At 43.6% G+C, this 20,694-nt stretch carries 17 protein-coding genes, 8 tRNA genes and 2 pseudogenes; 19 read left to right on the top strand and 8 right to left on the bottom strand.

Going from position 1 to position 20,694, the window contains the following annotated elements:
- Positions 1 to 2: 2 nt before the first annotated feature.
- From pth to ACXAFM_RS16410, 12 genes are all read left to right on the top strand, one after another.
- Positions 3 to 584, top strand: a complete 582-nt coding sequence (pth, locus tag ACXAFM_RS16465; RefSeq protein WP_025254772.1) for an aminoacyl-tRNA hydrolase — start codon at positions 3 to 5, stop codon at positions 582 to 584.
- A gap of 41 nt (positions 585 to 625) precedes the next feature.
- On the top strand, positions 626 to 1,717 hold the full coding sequence (gene ychF, locus ACXAFM_RS16460; protein ID WP_118489665.1) for a redox-regulated ATPase YchF: 1,092 nt from the start codon (positions 626 to 628) through the stop codon (positions 1,715 to 1,717).
- 124 nt (positions 1,718 to 1,841) lie between these two features.
- Entirely contained in the window at positions 1,842 to 2,855 is a 1,014-nt protein-coding gene (locus ACXAFM_RS16455) for a peptidylprolyl isomerase (RefSeq protein ID WP_474835328.1), read from the top strand.
- Between the two features lie 171 nt (positions 2,856 to 3,026).
- Positions 3,027 to 3,103: transfer RNA gene (locus ACXAFM_RS16450), tRNA-Met, on the top strand.
- Between the two features lie 35 nt (positions 3,104 to 3,138).
- Positions 3,139 to 3,223 (top strand) — tRNA-Leu (locus ACXAFM_RS16445).
- Positions 3,224 to 3,227: 4 nt separating this feature from the next.
- A tRNA-Gln gene (locus ACXAFM_RS16440) sits at positions 3,228 to 3,303 on the top strand.
- A gap of 35 nt (positions 3,304 to 3,338) precedes the next feature.
- Positions 3,339 to 3,423 (top strand) — tRNA-Leu (locus tag ACXAFM_RS16435).
- 2 nt (positions 3,424 to 3,425) lie between these two features.
- Positions 3,426 to 3,501, top strand: a tRNA-Gln gene (locus ACXAFM_RS16430).
- Between the two features lie 52 nt (positions 3,502 to 3,553).
- Positions 3,554 to 3,630: transfer RNA gene (locus ACXAFM_RS16425), tRNA-Met, on the top strand.
- A 32-nt stretch (positions 3,631 to 3,662) separates the two neighbouring features.
- Positions 3,663 to 3,747 (top strand) — tRNA-Leu (locus ACXAFM_RS16420).
- A gap of 4 nt (positions 3,748 to 3,751) precedes the next feature.
- A tRNA-Gln gene (locus ACXAFM_RS16415) sits at positions 3,752 to 3,827 on the top strand.
- Positions 3,828 to 4,170: 343 nt separating this feature from the next.
- The gene (locus ACXAFM_RS16410) at positions 4,171 to 5,577 is read left to right on the top strand and encodes an alanine/glycine:cation symporter family protein (RefSeq protein ID WP_474835326.1); all 1,407 of its coding nucleotides are present in this window, start codon (positions 4,171 to 4,173) and stop codon (positions 5,575 to 5,577) included.
- Positions 5,578 to 5,763: 186 nt separating this feature from the next.
- On the opposite strand, the gene ACXAFM_RS16405 is transcribed toward ACXAFM_RS16410, so the two are convergent.
- On the bottom strand, positions 5,764 to 6,420 hold the full coding sequence (locus ACXAFM_RS16405; RefSeq protein WP_474835324.1) for a cupin domain-containing protein: 657 nt from the start codon (positions 6,418 to 6,420) through the stop codon (positions 5,764 to 5,766).
- A 49-nt stretch (positions 6,421 to 6,469) separates the two neighbouring features.
- Positions 6,470 to 7,090, bottom strand: a complete 621-nt coding sequence (locus tag ACXAFM_RS16400; RefSeq protein ID WP_474835322.1) for a flavin reductase family protein — start codon at positions 7,088 to 7,090, stop codon at positions 6,470 to 6,472.
- Positions 7,091 to 7,182: 92 nt separating this feature from the next.
- Between ACXAFM_RS16400 and ACXAFM_RS16395 the strand changes: the two genes are divergently transcribed.
- A complete protein-coding gene (locus ACXAFM_RS16395) occupies positions 7,183 to 7,776 on the top strand; it encodes an acyl-CoA thioesterase (protein WP_474835320.1) in 594 nt (197 codons plus the stop codon).
- Positions 7,777 to 7,890: 114 nt separating this feature from the next.
- Here the strand turns inward: ACXAFM_RS16395 and ACXAFM_RS16390 are convergent, their stop codons facing one another.
- Together ACXAFM_RS16390 and ACXAFM_RS16385 are read right to left on the bottom strand one after the other, a co-directional pair.
- On the bottom strand, positions 7,891 to 8,202 hold the full coding sequence (locus tag ACXAFM_RS16390) for an Lrp/AsnC ligand binding domain-containing protein (RefSeq protein WP_474835318.1): 312 nt from the start codon (positions 8,200 to 8,202) through the stop codon (positions 7,891 to 7,893).
- A gap of 39 nt (positions 8,203 to 8,241) precedes the next feature.
- A pseudogene (locus tag ACXAFM_RS16385) lies at positions 8,242 to 8,373 on the bottom strand (Lrp/AsnC family transcriptional regulator); the annotation flags it as partial.
- A gap of 152 nt (positions 8,374 to 8,525) precedes the next feature.
- Between ACXAFM_RS16385 and ACXAFM_RS16380 the strand changes: the two are divergent.
- The 3 genes from ACXAFM_RS16380 to ACXAFM_RS16370 all read left to right on the top strand — a co-directional run bounded on the left by ACXAFM_RS16380 (position 8,526) and on the right by ACXAFM_RS16370 (position 12,631).
- Positions 8,526 to 9,869, top strand: coding sequence for a purine-cytosine permease family protein (locus ACXAFM_RS16380; RefSeq protein WP_474835316.1), 1,344 nt, complete (start codon positions 8,526 to 8,528; stop codon positions 9,867 to 9,869).
- Positions 9,870 to 9,942: 73 nt separating this feature from the next.
- On the top strand, positions 9,943 to 11,526 hold the full coding sequence (locus ACXAFM_RS16375) for an ROK family protein (protein ID WP_474835314.1): 1,584 nt from the start codon (positions 9,943 to 9,945) through the stop codon (positions 11,524 to 11,526).
- A gap of 1 nt (position 11,527) precedes the next feature.
- The gene (locus ACXAFM_RS16370; protein ID WP_474835312.1) at positions 11,528 to 12,631 is read left to right on the top strand and encodes a DUF917 domain-containing protein; all 1,104 of its coding nucleotides are present in this window, start codon (positions 11,528 to 11,530) and stop codon (positions 12,629 to 12,631) included.
- Positions 12,632 to 12,731: 100 nt separating this feature from the next.
- Here ACXAFM_RS16370 and ACXAFM_RS16365 read toward each other — a convergent pair whose 3' ends face one another.
- Positions 12,732 to 15,290 carry a TonB-dependent receptor plug domain-containing protein gene (locus ACXAFM_RS16365; protein ID WP_474835310.1) on the bottom strand — a complete coding sequence of 853 codons (2,559 nt, stop codon included), beginning with the start codon at positions 15,288 to 15,290 and terminating at the stop codon, positions 12,732 to 12,734.
- A 416-nt stretch (positions 15,291 to 15,706) separates the two neighbouring features.
- On the opposite strand from ACXAFM_RS16365, the gene ACXAFM_RS16360 reads away from it, so the two are divergent.
- Positions 15,707 to 15,919 (top strand): hypothetical protein, encoded by a 213-nt coding sequence (locus tag ACXAFM_RS16360; protein WP_474835308.1) that lies wholly within the window; start codon positions 15,707 to 15,709, stop codon positions 15,917 to 15,919.
- Between the two features lie 230 nt (positions 15,920 to 16,149).
- On the opposite strand, the pseudogene ACXAFM_RS16355 reads toward ACXAFM_RS16360, so the two are convergent.
- Positions 16,150 to 16,545, bottom strand: a pseudogene (locus tag ACXAFM_RS16355) (IS110 family transposase); the annotation flags it as partial.
- Positions 16,546 to 16,715: 170 nt separating this feature from the next.
- On the opposite strand from ACXAFM_RS16355, the gene ACXAFM_RS16350 reads away from it, so the two are divergent.
- Positions 16,716 to 17,777, top strand: a complete 1,062-nt coding sequence (locus tag ACXAFM_RS16350; protein WP_474835306.1) for an acyltransferase family protein — start codon at positions 16,716 to 16,718, stop codon at positions 17,775 to 17,777.
- A 200-nt stretch (positions 17,778 to 17,977) separates the two neighbouring features.
- Here ACXAFM_RS16350 and ACXAFM_RS16345 read toward each other — a convergent pair whose 3' ends face one another.
- Both ACXAFM_RS16345 and ACXAFM_RS16340 read right to left on the bottom strand, forming a co-directional pair.
- Positions 17,978 to 18,220, bottom strand: a complete 243-nt coding sequence (locus ACXAFM_RS16345; RefSeq protein ID WP_474835304.1) for a hypothetical protein — start codon at positions 18,218 to 18,220, stop codon at positions 17,978 to 17,980.
- A gap of 450 nt (positions 18,221 to 18,670) precedes the next feature.
- A complete protein-coding gene (locus ACXAFM_RS16340) occupies positions 18,671 to 18,880 on the bottom strand; it encodes a hypothetical protein (protein ID WP_474835302.1) in 210 nt (69 codons plus the stop codon).
- A 456-nt stretch (positions 18,881 to 19,336) separates the two neighbouring features.
- Here ACXAFM_RS16340 and ACXAFM_RS16335 point away from each other — a divergent pair, with 456 nt between their 5' ends.
- Entirely contained in the window at positions 19,337 to 20,335 is a 999-nt protein-coding gene (locus tag ACXAFM_RS16335) for an acyltransferase family protein (RefSeq protein ID WP_474835300.1), read from the top strand.
- Positions 20,336 to 20,694 lie beyond the last annotated feature (359 nt).

Raw genomic sequence — 20,694 nt, 5'->3', positions numbered from 1 at the left:
TCTTGGCTGATATCCGCCTAATCGTGGGCCTGGGTAATCCAGGCCCCGAATATGAAAATACCCGACACAATGCCGGTGAATGGTTTCTCAACCAACTTGCCGACACCTACAACGCCCCGCTAAAACCAGAAACCAAATTCTTCGGTAAAACTGCTCGCATAACTATTGCTGGCAAAGATGTCCGTTTGCTCTACCCCACTACGTTTATGAATAAAAGTGGACAAGCCGTAGCAGCACTGGCTAATTTTTACCGCATAGAACCAGAACAAATATTAGTAGCGTTTGACGAATTAGATTTACCCCCCGGCGTAGCAAAATACAAAGTGGGTGGAAGTTCTAGTCAAAACGGCGTACGTGACATTGTGGCTAAAATGGGTAACAACAAGAATTTTTTGCGTTTGCGTATAGGTATTGGTCATCCGGGTCATAAAAGCCGAGTAACCGGCCATGTTCTTGGTAAGCCACCAGCAGATGAAAAGGCAGCTATTGAAAGCGCCGTTGATGAAGCGGTACGCTGTACCGAAATTTTGCTGAAAGAAGACCTTAAGCAAGCACAAAACAGGTTGCACTCTCACAAAGGGTAAACCTAGCCAGTTTTCACTTTTCCAAACTAAGGATCCATGCCATGGGTTTTAAATGCGGTATTGTTGGCCTACCAAACGTAGGTAAATCAACACTTTTCAATGCATTAACAAAAGCAGGTATTGAAGCGGCAAACTTCCCGTTTTGTACTATTGAGCCAAACACAGGTGTAGTACCTGTGCCAGATCTTCGTTTGGACAAGTTGGCTGAAATCGTAAATCCACAACGCGTTATTCCTACTACCATGGAGTTCGTAGACATTGCTGGCTTGGTAGAAGGTGCCTCTAAAGGTGAAGGTTTAGGAAACAAATTCCTAGCTAACATCCGTGAAACCGACGCTATCGGTCACGTGGTTCGCTGCTTCGACGATGAAAACATTGTTCACGTTGCAGGTCGCGTTAGCCCTAAAGATGACATTGACGTTATTAATACCGAGCTTGCGCTATCTGATTTAGAAACCACAGAAAAAGCACTACACCGTGTAGCAAAACGCGCCAAAGGCGGCGACGCTGACGCTAAGTACGAAATGAAAGTGCTGGAGAAGATTAAGCCGCACCTAGATGAAGGCTTATTGCTTCGTTCACTTGAGCTTAGCAAAGAAGAACTTGCAGCAATCAGCTACATGAACATGCTTACTCTTAAGCCAACCATGTACATTGCTAACGTGAATGAAGACGGCTTTGAAAACAACCCGTACCTTGACCAGGTAAAAGAAATTGCAGCAGGCGAGAATGCTACGGTAGTAGCAGTTTGTGCATCTATTGAGTCTGATATTGCAGAGCTTGAAGATGACGAGCGCGAAGAATTCATGCAGGACATGGGCTTAGAAGAACCTGGTCTTAACCGCGTAATTCGTGCCGGTTATAACTTGCTAACGCTTCAAACCTACTTTACTGCCGGTGTTAAAGAAGTACGTGCATGGACCTTCCCAGAAGGTTCAACAGCGCCACAAGCCGCGGGTAAAATTCACACCGACTTCGAAAAAGGCTTTATTCGCGCTGAAATAGTCAGCTACGACCACTTTGTGGAGTTTAACGGCGAACAAGGTGCTAAAGATGCAGGTAAATGGCGTCTTGAAGGTAAAGACTATATCGTTAAAGATGGCGACGTTATCCACTTCCGCTTTAACGTATAATTTCTAACTCAGAAACTAGCACTGTTTACTAAAGCCACCGCAAGGTGGCTTTTTTGTTTGCGGTAAACAATTGTGAAGCGTTCATAGGGCTGATATAACTGACAAAAAACTAACGGCTTCTATAATGATTCTAAAACAGCTTAGCAATTTACAACCGTTCGCGTTATTGCAAAATAAGTCGCAACGAGACACACAGCTAAAAAACCGACAACCCCTTTTTAAAGCCTTGGTTAGAACGTTATGTTTACTAGGTTTTACTAGTTTTTCCATTGCCAATGAAACTCAGATTAAAGCGGAAAACACACAATCTAGTATCAGCGGCGGCGAAATAGCGCCAACGTTGGTAAGCAATGCCGACAGTTGGTATCAGGTACCCCAAGCTAATACGGTAACCTTCAAAACCGCACATGGCGACGTGGTTATTGCACTTCACCCTACCCTTGCGCCAAAACATGTGGCCAGGTTCAAAGCCCTTATAGACGCAGGCTTTTATAACGAGCAAGCGTTTTATCGTGTAGTAGATGGCTTTGTCGCACAGGCAGGCAGTAATGATACTCACGACGCAACACAATTTCCGTCAACACTGCTTAAGCCAATAAGCGCTGAATTTACTCTGCCACTTAACAGCAATGTAAACGTCGTTGAATCTAAAGATATGTTTGCACCTAATACTGGCTTTTTAGACGGGTTCCCAATGGGTATAGATAAAAGCCGTAAAGAAATGTGGGGGCTTCACTGCCCTGGTGTTGTGGCGTTTGCTCGCAATAGCGAGAAAGATACCGCCAGTACCGAGTTTTATATTGTAATTGGGCAAGCACCACGACATTTAGATAGAAATATGTCGGTGGTAGGTCGTGTAGTAAAAGGTATGGCGTTACTTCAAAAGTTGCCTAGAGGCAATATGGATACGGGCGGCGTTTTAGATGACATTACACAAGAAAGCAAAATTAAGCAGGCTTTTGTACATAATGGCAACTCAACGCCTTTCTTTTTACAAACGCCACATCATGAAGAATACAAAAAGCGGGCTAATACGGGAAGAAACCTAGATAACCCGTTTTTTCATGACAATACCTACGGCCCACGCCCAATTGACGTGTGTTATTACCAAACAAAAGCCAGTGACAAAGCTTGGTAAATGCGTACTTTCCCCCTTGCAAGTTGTTCAAATTCACGGCTTTTTGTGCGTATTTCGCCCTAATGCGCACACTTAATGAGCATTTAAAAAAAGTTAGTAAAAAAGGGGTTGACGGTTGCCAGTCATATACGCATAATACGCGCCACTTCCTGAGAGGGAAGAGAATAGCAAGGCTACGTAGCTCAGTTGGTTAGAGCACATCACTCATAATGATGGGGTCGCAAGTTCGAATCTCGCCGTAGCCACCAATTCTCACATATCTCTTTTAGGAAAGTCTAGCTGCGCGGAAGTGGTGGAATTGGTAGACACGCTGGATTTAGGTTCCAGTGCTTCACGGCGTGAGAGTTCAAGTCTCTCCTTCCGCACCACGACTGGGGTATAGCCAAGTTGGTAAGGCAGCGGGTTTTGATCCCGCCATTCATAGGTTCGAGTCCTGTTACCCCAGCCATTCTTTTTTGAATGACTATTATAGCTAGCGTCTACGCGGAAGTGGTGGAATTGGTAGACACGCTGGATTTAGGTTCCAGTGCTTCACGGCGTGAGAGTTCAAGTCTCTCCTTCCGCACCATTTGGGGTATAGCCAAGTTGGTAAGGCAGCGGGTTTTGATCCCGCCATTCATAGGTTCGAGTCCTGTTACCCCAGCCAAATTCTTGAGAAGCCGCTCATTGAGCGGCTTTTTATTGAAGATAAAAGTTAAGGCTACGTAGCTCAGTTGGTTAGAGCACATCACTCATAATGATGGGGTCGCAAGTTCGAATCTCGCCGTAGCCACCAACTTTTACATTCCTTAATTGGAAGTCTACATTGCGGAAGTGGTGGAATTGGTAGACACGCTGGATTTAGGTTCCAGTGCTTCACGGCGTGAGAGTTCAAGTCTCTCCTTCCGCACCAATATTGGGGTATAGCCAAGTTGGTAAGGCAGCGGGTTTTGATCCCGCCATTCATAGGTTCGAGTCCTGTTACCCCAGCCATATTCTTGAAAAAGCCGCTCTTTTGAGCGGCTTTTTTGTTTGTGTTTACCCTTTCTAAAAAGTGCTGATAGATTTTAGTTATAAACACCACGCCCTTTCCCTTCTAAATGAATAAATTTGCTATATGCGAGCATAAAACGTCATAGTTTCAGTACGTTTTCATTGTCCAATCATTTAATTGTCGTGCTAGTATTGGTTCTTTATCGATATAGCTCGGCTTATTCTAAGGTTTAGCAGATCTGTGTTTGCCCAAACCGAAGCGTTTGTTCTGACAACGCACCTGTCATGTTCAGTTCATTTTTACAGTCCGAGTAACTATTAAAACAATAACGAAGGAAAGTGCGTGATAAACGAATTCGTTTCATTAGTTAACAATATTCTGTGGGGAGACGGCCAGGTACTTATTATCATGCTATTGGCATGTGGTATTTGGTTTACCGTAAAACTAGGCGGTGTACAGCTTAGACACTTCGGCCATATGTTTAGCCTGCTTAAAGGCAGTAACACCTCGACTAAAGACGGCATAAGTTCATTCCAAGCCTTATGTACCAGTTTATCGGCTCGTGTAGGCACGGGTAACTTAGCTGGCGTTGCGGTAGCTATATCGCTAGGCGGTGCCGGCGCTATATTTTGGATGTGGATGATTGCCCTTCTCGGTATGGCCACCGGCTTTGCTGAAAGTGTATTAGGTCAGCTATATAAAGTACGTGACGAAAACGGCGAGTTCCGTGGCGGCCCTGCGTACTATATCAAGCAAGGTTTAAACAAAACTTGGCTAGCCGTTGCTTTCTCGCTGTGTTTGTTCTTTGGCTACGGTTTCGTTTTCAGTGCCGTTCAAGCTAATACCATTACCGATGCGTTAAACAATGCGTACTCCTTCCCTACTGAATATGTTGGCCTAGCCATTATTGCCTTAGCAGCGTTAATTGTTGTGGGTGGACTTAAAAGCATCGCCCGCTTTGCCGAGTTTGTGGTTCCTTTCATGGGGATTGGCTACGTGCTAGTAGCGCTTGCCATTACCTTCATTAATATTTCAGAACTGCCAGCCATGCTGCTTGATATCGTGAAGTCGGCATTTGGTTTACAAGAAGCGGGGGCTGGTGCACTAGGCGCTGCCATTAAAAATGGTATTCAACGCGGCCTTTATTCAAATGAAGCGGGCAGCGGCTCTGTACCACACGCAGCGGCAAGTGCTGTTCCAAACCCTAACCACCCGGTTTCTCAAGGTTACATTCAGATGCTAGGCGTTTTCTTAGATACCCTAGTACTTTGTACGTCTACTGCCTTTATCATTCTACTTGCTGGCGGTTCAAGTTCTGATCAAATGGAAGGCATACGCTTAACTCAAGATGCGATGAGTAGCCACCTAGGCGAAGGTGGTACCGACTTTGTGGCAGCCGCCATCAGCTTATTTGCATTCACATCTGTAGTTGCAAACTACGCCTATGGCGAAAGTAACTTGCACATGTTCAAGCTAGATAACAAATTAGGCCGCTTGGTCTACACAGTTGGCTATTTAGGCATGATTTACTGGGGCGCACAGGCAGCGTTACCTCAGGTATGGGCCATGGCCGATATGGCGTTAGGTTTAATGACCGTTATTAACATCATCGCTATTGTATGGATGACACCTACCATTGTTTCTATCAGCAAAGACTACTTTAAGAAAAAAGACAGTGGCGCAAACATGGAATACAAAGCGGGCGACTGTGAAATACAGGGTAAGTCAGAAGATGGTATTTGGGATTAAACCTTTCTTTTACTGAGAGACGGAAATTCTTTCAAAACCAACAAGTAAAATTAAACAAGTCAGTTTTGACACGAAAGGCTAACCTCGCGTTAGCCTTTCTTATATCTGGCCCTTAAGTATCGCAAGCAAGTTGTCTTTACGGTATTAAAAACCAACGCTTAAGTTTAGAAACAAAGCGATAACAACCTACAACGCCACAGGCAAATGCCCTGTCTTTACCCAAATCACTGTTTCGTCGTCAACGTATGGATGATGCTGGCTCATATGCGGGCTTCTAATCCATGTGCCTTTTGGGTATTCACCGTGTTCGTCTTTAAACGTACCCGACAGCACGAAAATTTCTTCGCCACCAAAATGTTTGTGAGGCTTAAATACCTCACCCACTGGCCACTTAACTAAGGCAACGTGTTCATGCTCGAAATTGTGAAGCGGCATCACTTCTAAACCGCCCTGCCCTTGTAGCCATTCTGCAGTATTAGTGTTCACCCGAACCTCAGCCAGATCGCGCTTATCAAACTGATTCAGCTTCACTAAAATCACACAGCCTTCTTTGCTAAACGGGCTGTGTTTGCTGCCAGGAGGGTTACGAAGGTAAGTACCTGCAGGGTAATCTCCATGCTCATCGGAGAAGACGCCTTCAAGCACCAAAATTTCTTCACCATAAGGGTGGCTATGCTGTTTAAAGCTAGCGCCAGGCTCGTACCTCACTACGCTAGTTGTGTGGCCCGACTCTTTCGCTTCACGCTCTAACGGCTTTCGCCATACCGTAGACGATGGTGATGCTTGCCACTCTTGCAACTGCGTATTTATAGCCAAGCGTTCATCAAAGTTCATATTTAACATCTAGGTCACCAATGAGGATTAAGTTTTGCCGATACTCTATTAAAGACCGTTACTCAGGTCTTAGCATTTCGAAAAAGTTCTCTTGGGATATAGTGTAGTAATCACCACGTCCTCCGCCACGTGAAACTGGCGCACTTTTTAGCGTGCTATAAACACCGTTTTCAATAAGCGACTTGTCAATGTGTACGCCCACCACTTCGCCCATAATGAACCAACTATTCACCTCATCGCCTGAGGCTGACTTTAGCTGCACGACGTCGGTAAGCTTACACTCCATGCTGACCTTACTTGCTTTTACGCGAGGAACCTGCACAATTTCACTGTCAATAGTTTGCAGCCCTGCATGGTCGAACTCGCTTTCTTCTGGTGCTAAAGGTTTGCTTGTTGTATTCATTGCATCAACCAAATCTTCCGATACCAAATTCCAGCAAAACTCACTGGTTTCCTGCACGTTTACCAAAGTGTCTTTTTTACTGCCTACAACAGAGAACCCGATAATAGGTGGCGTATAGTTCAAGGCGTTAAAGAAGCTATAAGGGGCAAGGTTTAACACGCCCGCTTTTGATTTTGTAGAAATCCAGCCAATAGGACGTGGCGCAATAATGGCGTTAAACGGGTCGTGAGCCAGGCCATGACCTTCTTTTGGTTGATAAAAATGCGTTTGTGTCAAAACCATTCCTTACTTTTTATGGTAGGGTGAAACTAATAGTGATATGAACGCTTAAATGGCTCTTTTCAAGAGCTAAAAATTAAAGGTTGTTTATGACTGCACGTAGTGTTGAGTTTTCAAGAACAAGACTCACTGAGTTAATGGTGCCTTCTTTCGCTAACTTTGGCGGCAAGGTGCATGGTGGTGTTATTTTATCCCTAATGGATAAAGTTGCGTACGCGTGTGCAAGTAAGCACGCTGGCGCTTATTGCGTGACCGTCACGGTTGATGGGGTGGAGTTCTTACAGCCTGTTGAGGTTGGCGATTTACTTCATCTAGATGCAACGGTTCATTACGTGGGCAATACATCGTTGGTTGTGGGAATAAAAGTCACAACGGAAAACATTAAAACGAATGAAGTTAAGCACACCAACAATAGCTTTTTCACCATGGTTGCCAAAGATGATAACGGCACACCAGTATCTGTGCCTGAATTAGAACTCACGAACCACCATGAAATGCGCAATTTTGTAACGGCTATCCGCCGCAGTAAAATTCGCAAAGAAGCACAGGTCAAGCTTCAACGTGATTACGACGCTTTCATTCCCAAAGAGGATTTTGCGCTTATAGATGCCCATCGATGTACAATTAGTTTTGAAAGAGATAGCGCTTTTGATAAAACCAATTCTCATTGTGATGGTGAGTAAATAGATGACTCGGCGCCCGTGTATGTGAGTTACATCGCCGTTAAAAGGCATATTGGAGCACGGGCGAGTTACTACTTAGGCATTAATAGCGTTATATCTTATGGGCGGAAATCGTTAGTCAATCCATTTCAGTTTTTCCAGAGGGTACCCCAAGTACCACTTAGTACGCTCTAGCACTGGGCGGATAACAATTCGATTTATCCCCAAATTTGGATCGTCAGATAAACTGTCGCACATTTGCTTAAGTGCGTTGTAGTTAGGGAAACAGGTGAATGAAATATAATCAACGTCACCGCTCATTCTCAAGCAGTCCATAAATTCAGGAATGCCTTGCAATGCTTTTTCAAACTTTCGCCGCTGCTGCGCTGTATTGCTTTTAAGATAAAACTCTACGTATGCCAACACATGCTCACAGATACGATCCAAATCCATCTCGGTATGAAAATTAAAAAAGTATCCTGCTTCCTGCAGTGCTTTCTTTCGTTGAAAGCATGCGCTTGCCGACAAGCCAACACGATCTGCTAATTCTTGATTAGAAATATCTGCGTATTTATGAATGGTAGCTAGAATTTTTTTATTGTACTCATCTAGCTTAATGGTCTTTTTGGCGATGCGATGTCTCCTACCAAATTTATCTTTTGTTTTGCGACTGTACTTAAAAAGAAAGTTTTTGAAAAGCGCTAAACATCCGTCAGAAATTCACTGTTAACTCACTTACACTAGGTTTTCTTTTCATCAGAGCAGAAGATATGGAACCACCATACGACACATCACAACAAGACATTGAAGGCGACGCATTAGTTTCATGGCCAAGAGTTGCTGCCGTGTCAGCTATGGTGTCATTTTCAATACCGACATTTATGACTGGCATAGAGCTATTCGCATTACTTTCTTGGCAACAAACTGTAATAACACTGCTTATAGGAGGTATGCTGCTCACCCTCGTTGGCGGGTTAATGGGTTCTATCGGCGCTATAACGCGTAAAAACTCTTACATGCTCGTTCGGGTAGCCTTTGGTAGTTTGGGGGCTCAAATCCTCAATTTACTTTTTGCCGTTTCACTGGTGGGCTGGTTTGGCTTAAATTTAGACTTATTTTCATCGTCTGTTGCCGCCATTTTAAATCACGACACTTCAGAGCTCCCCCTTACCATAGGCATAGAAGCTATTGTGGGCATACTGATGATACTTACCACCATGTATGGATTTAACGTCATCAACCGTTTGTCGGTAGTTCTGGTGCCTATCATGATGGCCGTAAGTGCCATTCTTTTGTATCAGTCTCTTACAACTACCTCTTTTGGACACTTTACCAATGATATGAGCCAAGCCCAAAGCTCTATTAGTCAAGGGGTCAGCCTTATTGTCGGAGTGATTATTATTGGTGCCATTATATTGCCTGATATTACTCGCTTTAGTCGTCAGCGTAGAGGCGGTGTATATACCGCATTTTGGTCATATTTAATTGCTCAAAGCGCCGTAATTGTTATTGCCGGCTTCGCCGCTTATGCGCTTGAAGCGAACAATATACTTGATGTATTGCTGGCTTTGGGAATAGGAAGCTGGTCACTGCTTATCATTGTCGCAGGCAGCTGGATTTTAAATGCGTTGAACCTTTACAGCGCGGAGCTTGCGGTCAATGCAAGCTTGCCCCGCTTAAAACAAAAACTTGTGGCTATTGGTTTAGGTGTGGTGGGCATGTTCGCCGCTTTTGCTAATATTCTCGAAATATTCGTGTTGTTCTTATCCGTTCTAACAGCCGTGTTTATTCCTGTGGCCGGTATAATCGCCGTAGACTTTTTTGTGCTAAATAAAAGCGCGTATTTTGTGAAACTAAATTCTGATTCACACCATTCTACCTCTTTTTCTTCTGAACAAATGTCATCCGATGCGCAAAACCTTAACCATTCCAACCACAAAAGCGCGTTAATAGCTTGGGCAGTAGGTGCGGGAATTGCCGGCTATGACTTGTTCGAGCCGATCTCCCTTGTTACAGGGGTTGCCGCGTTAGACGCAATTTTAGTCAGTGCGATATTACACTTTGTTGTTTGTTCAGGCTTACGCTTGCTTGCAGTTAGGCGAGTTCAACTATGAATTTAGATGACATAACACAACCTGTAATTATCTGCTTTCTTACTACTTCATCTTACCATTTTGAGGCACACTTATGCGTATAGGCATTGATGTTGGCGGTACACATACTGATGCTGTACTACTCGACAATGAGACGATTTTAGCCACTAACAAGTCATTAACGACTGCAGACGTGGCAAGCGGAATTATAGATAGCCTTAACGCCCTCCTTAACAAGGCATCGGTATCTGCAAACAGTATTAATGCGGTAATGATTGGTACAACGCAATTTACTAACGCTATCGTAGAACGTCGCCAGTTATCTAACATTGCTGTTATTCGCTTAGCCCTTCCTAGCGGAAAAGGCTGCCCCCCTATGATTGAGTGGCCTGAAGATTTGGTCAACGCCATAAACCCCAGTATTTACGAATGTCATGGTGGCTACTTGTACGACGGCAACCCTGTTGCGGATATCGATATTCAAGAAATAGAAGCCGTCATTGCTGATATTAAACAAAAAGAGATTAAGTCGGTTGCGATTGCTTCGGCATTTTCAACAATGAACGCTGAACCAGAATTGCTGGTAGCTAAACTTATACGTACAGCAATTCCCGATTGTGAAATCACCTTGTCGCACCAAATTGGTAGCATTGGCCTGCTTGAGCGAGAAAATGCCGCCATCTTAAATGCGACGTTACGCCCATTTGCTCAATCTGTGGTTAATGCATTTGAAAACGCGTTGACGAAGCATGCCTTTAACTGCCCATTTTTTATTAGCCAGAACGACGGAACACTCATGAATGCCGACTTCGTGCGAGCGTATCCGGCTCTTACTTTTGCATCTGGGCCCACAAACTCACTCAGAGGCGCCTACAAACTTACCGGCAAAGAAAACGCTATCGTCGTAGATATTGGCGGCACCACATCAGATATTGGTGTTCTACAAAACGGGTTTCCGAGGGAGTCAAACCGAATTATAAAAGTAGGCGGGGTGCGAACGAATTTTCGCATGCCTGATATTAATGCTGTAGGGCTTGGTGGCGGAAGTATTGTACGAGATGAAGGCAAGCGCATTGGGCCAGATTCCTGTGGGCACAAGTTGGTAGACGAGGCATTGATATTTAACGGCAACACCTTAACTACCACAGACATTATTGTTGCCAGTGGCCATGCAGACATTGGTGATAGTGAGAAAGTGAAGCATGTAACCAGTGACGTCATCCAAAGCGCCATAACAACCATGCGTGATACCTTGAATTATCACATTGAAATGATGAAACCCGACGACAAACCAGTACCGGTAATTTTAGTGGGTGGAGGAGCCGTGTTGATACAAGGCGACTTACCTGCTGCCAGCGAAGTTATTCGGCCCGTAAACGCTGGTGTAGCTAATGCCATCGGCGCTGCTATCGCGCAAATTGGCGGGGAAGCTGAAAGCATGTTGTCGTACCGTGCAATGTCACGCGACGACGCAATAAAAGGTGTAACTCAGCTTGCCATAGACAAAGCTGTTACCGCTGGTGCCGACAAAACCACAGTACGTACTATCGATATAGAAGAAATAGAGGTGCCTTACATGGAAGGTGATATGCGACGTGTAAGAGTGAAAGTGGTGGGTGACATCGCCACTGATGACGCTAGTGTCAAAACCGCTGAACACCACACAGGAGCCTACTAACATGCAGCGTAATTCATACGTAACGATAGACGATTTAGACGCGCTAAGTATGGGCTCAGTTTTTCTGGCAACCGGTGGCGGTGGTGACCCCTACTTGCCCATGCTCTTAGCTAAGCAAGCTTTATTAGAATACGGCCCGGTATCCCTTGTCGCGCCTGATGAGTTAAACAGTGAAGACTACGTGGTAGCACTTGGCGCCGTTGGTGCGCCCACGGTCAGCCTAGAACTGCTGCCCTCTATTGATGAGGCTGGAGACACACTTCGTGCATTTGAAAAGCATACCAGCAAAAAAGTAAATGCCATTGCATCGTTTGAAATTGGTGGAGGAAACTCACTGTTGCCGCTTGTGGCCGCCGCCGGTGCCGGCATTCCCATGATAGATGGTGATGGTATGGGCCGCGCTTTACCCGAAGCGCAAATGATGACCTATGCTATTGCAGGCGCAAAGCCGACCCCTGCGGTAGCACGAGATTACGCAGGGAACACAGCTGCGTTTTCGACATCAGATACAACAACTTATGAGCGCCATATTAGAAGCTTTTCTATGGCGGCTGGCGGCATGATAACCGCGGCAGAGCACCCGATGTCAGGCGCGTTTGTTAAAACAGCGATTATTCCTCACACTGTTTCGTTCGCCATAAATTTGGGCAAGGTGCTGATAAAGCATCGAGGTCACGTTCAACAAATGATGCCACATTTGAAAGCGTGCTTTGAGAAATCAGTTTACGGGCAGTGCAAACTGCTATTTGAAGGTAAGATCACCGATAAAAGTGTAGCTATTGTTGGAGGGTACGACGTTGGTGAGCTTACTGTAGCGGGCTTTAGTGGCGAACCTCCCGTGACCGTAAACATCAAAAATGAATATCTGGTTGCAAAACAAAGCGACAAGGTGTTAGCAAGTGTTCCCGACTTGATCGTACTTGTAGATATTGAAACTAGCGAACCTATTAATGCTGAACGCATAAAATACGGACAACGGGTAGCAATTATTGCCGTGGAATGCCCAGCGTTTTACAAATCGGAACGAGCCCTTGCGGCGGTTTCGCCCAGAGCCTTCGGTTTTGATTTTGACTATGTTGCGCTGTCTGAAAAACAAACATTTTAAGTATTAATACAAAAAGCCCCTGATAGATGATGTATTCACCTACCAGGGGCTTTTTCATTGCAGTTTACTTCTTTTTTCAAGCCGTATTATTACGCCTTAATTAAAAGCTATAAGACACTTTTCCGTAAACGAAACGGCCAGTAAAACCGTAAGGCGAGAAGCCAGAATATGAAAATAAACGAGAGAATGTAGTTACATCATCTACCAAATCTCGGGTTGGTTCTGGGTATACATCAAAGATATTGTTAGCACCTACAGAAACCGTTAGCCCTTCTGTTAGCGCAATGCGAACATCCAAGTCGGTTATCCATTCTGATGGAATAATTTCGTTGCGTGCTTCAATGGACGACGGGTCCTCCACTTCACCGTAACGCGTGGTACGTAATGTTGTTGTATAACGGTCGTAATTCCACGTAACACCTAAGTTCAATTTGCTGTCTGGTGACGCTGTTTCAAAACGTCGAAGCTCCACATCGCTGAACAGGTTGTCTTGGTCGAACCCAGCATTTTGCAGCACGTCAGGCGCATCTAGAATGTCTGTCACTTCGTTGTCATTAAAGTTCGCACCCGCATTAAAGTTAAACGCACCGTAATCTGCCGTATTCAAGGTGTAAGTAGACACGATGTCGACACCTTCAGTGCGCGAGTTGATAGCGTTTAGGAAGAAGCGTGCACGGTTTGCACCAGTACCCTCTAGCAAGGCCTCTATCGCGTCACCAGATAGGTTATTCGACAACACAATACGGTCGTCGATATCAATGCGGTAGAAATCTACGGTCAAGTTGAAGTCGGCATTTGGTGAGTAGGTGAAACCTGCGCTGTAGTTATTAGACTCTTCCGCATCTAGGCCTGGGCTACCTAAGGCTTGCGCTACATCGCTTGATGGGGCGAACGTACCGGTTTCTGTCGGTTCTCCATCAACAAAAACAGTGGCAATAGAGGTAAAGAACTGCTGCTGAAGAGACGGCGCTCTAAAGCCTGTTGATACCGACGCACGAAGGGCAAAAGCATCGCTTAGCGTTACACGGTGCGACATTTTCCAGTTAAACGTGCTGCCAAAGTCAGAATAATCTTCATAGCGACCAGCCACCGCTACATTCCAGTTCTCAACCACATCAGCTTCTAAATCAACATAAAAGCTGTAGTTGTGACGGCTATTGTCACCTGCAGACTCTGGGGTAAAGCCAGGGAATACCTGAGAGCCAGCGGCGCCAAATGGCCCATCAACCGGGTCTGTCAAAGCTCCACCTGGCCCGAAGGTACCTTGAATGTAAGAGTTTTCTTCACCAGCAGTTATTTCGTAGCTTTCATGACGGTATTCTGCGCCCATCGCAAAGTTCATTTCACTGTAAAACAGCCCTGTATCGACAAGACGAGACGCGTCTGCGTTGATTATAGTCGTATCATATTCAAGGGTACCCGCGTCGAATTCGGTCTGGCTTGTTGGGCCAAGTGACGTATTAAGTGTGTTAACTACGCCGTATTCTAGTTCGTTACCACCGTGAGTTAACGATAGGTCGTAATTCCAGACATCCCCATAGCCTTTAATTCCAGCGATAAGCGACATATCGGTAATATCGGTTTGAATAGAAGGTAAGAAGCCATCTTCATAAATCTCAACGATATTGCGTGAGTCTTGTGCACGACGGTAAAAACCACTACCAAGAGAGTCTCGCGTGCTATAGCCAGCAGTAGTATAAAACTCAACGCTGTCAGTTAGCGCTTTACCTGCGTTAATAAACAGCGCGTAGTCTTCTACCTCGCCGTTGCCGTAAACATGGTTGTAGCGGTTTACGGTGAGTTCACGTGGGTCTAGATTACCCTCTGCATCGCGGGCATAGTTTTCTCGCTGATCGTAGTCAGCACGATTTGCCTGGCCGCGGTCACGGTATTCTGCTGAAACATTAACAAAGCCGTCATCGCCCCACTCAAACCCCATGTTACCGCGAAGGGTAAAGGTTTGACCGTCGGTTACCTCTCGGTCACTGCCTTCTTCAAAGGCTAAATTGCCGTCAGCGCCAATGCTTACCCCTTCAAGGTTTGGTACACCGTCCATCGTTGTTACGTTTGCGCCGTAAGTTGCCGACACTTCGCCACCTTCGACCGCGTCTTTCAACACAATATTAATTACGCCGGCGATAGCGTCTGACCCGTATTGCGCCGCAGCACCGTCGCGCAAAACTTCAATACGTTTAATCGCATTTGCTGGAATAGCATTCAAATCTACCGCAGAAGAACCACGGCCAACCGAACCGTTAAGGTTAAGCAGCGCGGAAGTATGACGACGCTTTCCGTTTACCAGCACCAGCGTGTGATCTGGCGCTAGACCGCGAAGTTGGGCCGGGCGAACGTGGTCTGTGCCGTCGGTAATAGACGGTTGAGGAAAGTTAAAGCTAGGCAGTAACTGATTTAAAATCATGTTGGTTTCAGTTAGGCCCGTTGCTTCTATCGAAGACGCATCAATAATATCAATAGGAACGGGAGAGTCATTGACAGTACGGCCAACCCGGCGAGAGCCTACAATTTGAATTTGCTCAATGTCTGCTTCAAGGGCAGACTGCTGCTGAGCAAGTAATGAAGAAGAAAAGGCAGTTCCTGCCACTGCGCTTGCAATTATTGAAAGCTTAAAAGCCATGACTCCATGTTTTGCTTGTTGCATAGTGATAATTCCTGAGTATGAGTGTGTAGTTTGTTTATGATGGCCTGTAAAAATCAGTCATAAAAATTCGTACAAGGTACGCGCAAGCCTGAAGAGACAGTGACAAAAACTGTCTGAGAAAAGTTATTATTTTTAGGCGATTAATTGAGTGGACACATCACAAAGTGGTTGTAACGCGTTCTGCTCACCAGTCACTCTTTTGAATTTTTTGCTAATATTGCTTTGAACTTTCGGGTGAAGTAAATCACAAAATGTAGGCGTAAAACAATACTAAAGTAGTAATACATTATTCTGAAAATAATAGATGGCGTTTACCTACACTTATTGTATTCACATATCATTTGTGAACCACATACCTTTATTAGTCATACAAAAGCTATATGACTGCCACTCCTTTGTAGCGAAGCGAACACAAAGTGAAAAAACAAAAACAGACAAGAGAAGTTATCATAATGGAAACACAATCTTCAGTTCACCTTTCTTGCTTAATTGAAGCTATCGCCCTGGCGAAACACGAACAATGCGAAACCCGCGATGAGCTAAAGGCACTGCTGGAGCAAAAAGGATATAAAAATACAGTTGCTTCGCATGCCGTGGGGGAAATTTCGTACATAAATTTAAATATGTAACTATTTCATATTCCCACTTACTGGCTCACTTGAAGCTAATGACGCAGCTTTACTGGAACCAGCGGAAAGAGAAGAAGTCTGCTAGGTATCATAATGGCGTTAGTTAAGCGTTCGGCTTAGTTTTTGTGCATAATTTAAACTTTTTGTAGCTGCAACGTACGTTTTAATGCCAAGCACACACTAAAGAAGATGGAGAGATCGAACATTGGTGGACTACTGACACCTGCTATAATTGCTAACTCGCGTAATCGTTGAATTGATTGGAATTGTTGTTGCTCAACACTCATACCGTTCATAAAAGACACTTCAAGTAAAAATAAGGTCTGTGCGATTGCCAATGCATCATTCTCATCTGTTTTTTGGTATTGCCTAACAGCTTTAACCAATTTAGCAACAATTAGTCGAGCATCATGACAAGCTTTAAACCCTTGTTGATACCAGTAATTTGAAGTAGAGCAAGCTTAAAACGCTCCAGTGACAGGTTTAGGTTTAGATTTAGATTTAGCTAACCAAAGTGAAAATTCATCGGTACTCAAAGCTATATTAGACGTAACTTTTTTTCCGTGTAGTGTGCAAACCTGAATTATATTTTTTGCTAAATCCACGCCTACTTTAGTATGATACATACTCAGGACTTTCTTTAATATTCTTTTGTATGGTAACAAAAATATTACCCTAAACCCTAAGTACGGGGGAGTCCAATTATCTCGCAGGGACGCATACACGCTAGGCGGATTCGCCATTATGCCCTGCGCCTCTTATTTAAAAGTTAGGTATATCAAGGAAGCTCTACTAGATGAAAAAAGAACGAAACCTGAATTATGACTTAATAAGGTTGGTAGGGTTGCTAATCATAATGATTGCTCATGCATCACCACCTGGTTGGTTATTTCAGCTAAGGAACTTCGGAACTCCGTTACTGGTTGTTGGATCAGGCCTTACATATGCATTGATTTTTTCATCAACATTAGTTGATATTAAGGCGTTTTATTTTAAGCGACTTAAAAGGTTGATAATTCCTGCATGGATATTTCTTACATTTTTCTTTCTTTTTTATGTTGGGGTATCTGAAGCTAGTGGTAAAGAATATCCTTTTAGCCAAAATCAAATACTTGGTTCTTATCTTTTTATGGGGGGGATTGGCTTTGTTTGGGTTTTTAAAATTTATTTAATGTTATCATTGCTAACCCCTTTGGCGGTATATTTAAACAATCGCGTTAAAAATAATTTACACTACTTTGGTGGTTTGATAGCAATATATTGCGGTTATGAGCTATTAAATCACATGGTGCAGCCTTATTTGTCGGGTGTAGCCTACACCTTATTTAATTCAGTTTTTTTTATTTTATTGCCATATTCAATATTGTATTTCTTTTCTTTTAGAATGGCTAGTTTGACAAGAGTGAATATTCTTGCTTGCTCTTTGTTTTCTTTTTTTCTTTTCTTAACTTTGGCTTATTTTAAATACACTGAGACAGGCTCATTCGTTGCCACCCAAAATTTCAAATACCCGCCAACAATTTATTATCTTTCGTACGCGTTTTTTGCACTGACCATGGTTTATCTTTTCATGACTAAGCTAAATTTAGTAAATAAACAAATGATTAATATGGTAACTTGGCTTTCGTCAAATTCTCTATGGGTTTACTTGTGGCACATTTTTGCGTTTTATGTATGGAAGTATTTAGCACCAAACCCAGCGGGGGATATGGGTCTTTTTCTTACTAAAACGGCCTTTTTGTTTGGCGCTGGCATTTTTCTTACAATGCTCCAAAATAAAGCTGTTTTGTCGATTTCGATGAAAAGCCAGTTATTCAAACAAAGGCTCGCACCGTTGTTGTCTAGCAATAATACCTAACAAGGCCATTAAACAGCTCCCAACGGTCGCTGGAGAGTTGCCCCTATGAAAGTAGACACCTAACCAAATATCAGGTAGGTGCAAAACGGGTCGTTGAATATTCACTGGAATTTAAAATTCGGGTGGTTAAATTGACGCTCGCATTAGATGTTAAAGCGAAGGATATTGCGGACAGTGAAGCCCTGTACACCATCTTGATACTACTTTTTCAGTTTATCAGCATAAAATGCTACAGGTGACGTTGTCGTTTGGTTGGGTGGTATCTCGCCAAAGACAGTGGCCAGTTGTGTGTCATCAGGTAGCTCGCTATCCAATTCAAGCCAGCCATGTTTCCATGCAATACGCTTAATCGCTTTAACTTTATTGCGACCAGCAATACCACTGTCAGCAATGGCTCGATTGGAATCGCCCATTCGAATGAGGAAGTGGACAGTACATTTCAAATCTCCGGTTTAGTTGAACAGTAGTTTGAGGGGAAAAATCAAGTCAAAGTGGATCTATTTCGCCGCCTATTAGTTGGATCGATTAACAAGTCCCAACGACGCAGACCCCGCCCGGCCATTCTTAAACCCGCTGCCATTGCCGACATGTTGATAAAGGGCACTGGCGATAATTAGCCCCACTCCGAGAATACACTGTAGGCGCTTACACACTTCGTGATGGCTTAATTGTTTAATTTGCTGTATACAGTAGTCTAGATGTTCACCTAGCGCTACAAGCTTCTAATAGCGACGTTCCAACAGTGCAGTGAATAAATCACTCAAACCATTTTCTACCTCCGGTCAAACAACTCAGGCTGCGATTTATAAACATGGCTTATGCCTACTGGAAGCACTACTCCATACCCATTGAGTAATCCTCGAACTTCATTGCTGTTGACGGTTCTATCCCGCTCACTCTTCTTCCGCATTACATGTAAGGTATGAATGTCCTGCCGGGTTTGAATTTTTCGTCCGCACAAACTGTACCTCAGGGCGCACTACCGTTTCGGTGATAGCCAAAGCGTCATTGAAATCTGTTTTATTGCCTCGTACATTACATACGGCTTTACCTGATGCCCATGCTTCGCCATTTCTCTTGCCCATTAATGTGCGCAGACACATGACTCAATACCTACCAGGCAAGGTGAAAGCGCACTAAAAAATGCAGTATCTGGCTTCGTCTTAGCATCTTTTTGCGAACAATTTTGCCTGCCCGATTACAGCACACCACGTGACTCAAGCTTTGTGCTAAATCCAGCCCAACCGTTGTAATCTTCACCTTGGTCTCCTCTCCTTATTAACTTGAAAGCTCAATCCCAAGTTTGGCACATTGGGGTTTCGTTTGAGGGAGGAGACCATTCCATCGTTGATCTTTGCGGGCCGTATCCTAATTAACCCTCATCGGTAACCATATAAATGCCAAGTGCTTTGCCCCCTAATTTGCATACAGCTTTACGACCCGATTACACTACTACTGTAACTCTTATAGTGTCATACTTTCGTCATGGGGCTTTTCACCTCATACAAAATCAAATAGACTATAAACGAGAAATCAATTGGACAGTCAGGGAAGACGTAATGCGTAACAATACACATAATCGAATAGTTAAATCGTCTATGCTCGATACTATTATCGTAATGCGTGCTTGGGCAACTTTGTGTGTTGTTATATTCCATGCGGGGATTGAACCATTGAGGGGCGGCGCAGCATTACTGCTATTGTTAGCTGGCTATAGCCACTCAAAATTTAGATTAAAAAAACAACTTAATGAATCGATATTCTACTTTTTGCCAGCCTTCATACTGAAAGTCTTGGTGCCTTTTTGGTTAGTAATCGTTGGATATAATTTATTAAAAGGCAACCACATTGATATCACAAACATTTTATTAATTGGCAATAACATTGGCGGTACGGATCATCATAGTCCTTTTGGTATTTGGTTCATTCAGGCTTTATTGCAATCTCTATTAGTGTTTTCTTTCCCTTTATTAATTCCTAAGATTAGATTTTGGGCTTCTGAAAATCCAAATTTTTACGTCTACATATTACTATTTATTGCTTGCACCTTGAGAGTCTTAGATAGTTCGCTTGGTTGGGGCCACCAAGCACAACTAAATGGCGAACAGTTTTCCTATGCATTCTGGTTGTTTGCTTTAGGGGCTTCTATTGCACGCACTAAAACCTCACTGGGGAAAAACCTAATGACTATTTTGTTGTTAATACTCCCTATTGTTTTCTACTTCGATGACTGGCCCAGAGTCTTGAGCGTTATGGTTGGTGGAGTAATAGCGTTGTGGATTGACAAGATCATGATACCTAAGTTCTGTATCCCAGTTGTTCAACGAATAAGGAATTCAAGTTTATTTATTTATATGCTTCACCCTAGGGCCCCCATTGATAGCTATACCGCATCTTGGCATATCGATTTACTGAGAATCAGTATTGGAGTAATCATTGGAATTATCGGCCAATCTGTGTATACATATTTGCTTAAATACGCAAAAAAACTTTACTCGAATATACGGCACATAATAGAGCGAAAAATCGACACTAATAGTAAAGACTATATAAGTTGAACTGAAAGTAGCATTTGAAATGCCGCAAAAATTTATAATTTCACATCTATTATAAACTGAGTGTTAATTCAATCTTGTATATCAAAGTCTAGTGTTCATCGGTCGATAATAAGTAACTAAGTCAGAATCTTTAAGAGTAAGAGTGTTGCAGCTTAACACTTGCGGCAATAAACCACCATTTTCAGCAGTGAAAGAAAATTCTTTAACGTATGTATTTGTAAGCTCTATAGTTAACTTTCCACTTATTGGCACAACTTTTAGCGCTCGGTAATCTCCACATTCAATTTATAGGTTGACTGTGTCACGTCGTTACCTTTTAGCTAATAAGAAGCAGACATGTAGTTTTCTAGATATTTAGT

The organism is Alteromonas sp. ABD4_190, assembly GCF_056160105.1.
This window is presented reverse-complemented; position numbering and strand designations above follow the sequence as displayed.